This is a genomic window from Streptomyces sp. NPDC059564, from assembly GCF_042735575.1.
Lineage (GTDB): Bacteria > Actinomycetota > Actinomycetes > Streptomycetales > Streptomycetaceae > Streptomyces.
Genome location: NZ_JBHWBP010000212.1, coordinates 1 through 745, shown reverse-complemented (window position 1 = coordinate 745; position 745 = coordinate 1). Strand labels below are relative to the sequence as shown.

1 protein-coding gene is annotated in these 745 nt (G+C 73.8%); it reads left to right on the top strand.

What is annotated here, in order from left to right; translation table 11 throughout:
* The coding region (locus ACFV0Q_RS28045; protein WP_385009142.1) for a glycoside hydrolase family 5 protein at positions 1 to 745 on the top strand (745 nt) is incomplete at both ends.

Sequence of the window (745 nt, the reverse complement as noted above, 5' to 3'; positions counted from 1 at the left end):
CCCGGCGGACGCGCCCTGGACACCGCCGCTCTCCACCCGCGGCCGCTACGTCGTCGACGCCCAGGGCAACCGCTTCCGCCTGCGCTCCGGCAACTGGGACGGCGCCCAGGGCTCCTGGAACGGCTCCGGCGACCGCAACGACCCCGCCACCCACCACGCCGGCCAGGACTCCCACGGCATCCCGCTGGGCCTGGACCGGGTCGCCCTGCCCACCCTGCTCGCCGACTTCCGCGCCCTCGGCCTCAACAGCGTCCGGCTGCCGTTCTCCAACGAGATGCTCCACACGGGCACCCCCGTACCGGACGCGGCCGTCGCCGCCAACCCCGCCCTGCGCGGCCGCACCCCGCTCCAGGTCTACGACGCCGTCGTGAGCGCCCTCACCGACGCCGGGTTCGCCGTCATCCTGAACAACCACACCGGCACCACCCGCTGGTGCTGCGGCCTCGACGGCAACGAACGCTGGAACAGCACCCGTTCCACCACCGCGTGGGCCGACGACTGGGTCTTCCTCGCCCGCCGCTACCGCGACAACCCGCGCGTGGTCGGCGCCGACCTCTACAACGAGGTCCGCCGCGACACCTGGGACGACCCCAACTGGGGCCTGGGCGACGCCCACGACTGGCAGGCCGCCTCCCAGGAAGCCGCCGACCGGATCCTCGCCGAAGCCAACCCGAACCTGCTCATCGTCATCGAGGGCATCAACTGGACCGGCATCCCCGCCGACGGCCTTCCCCACGGCCGGCCC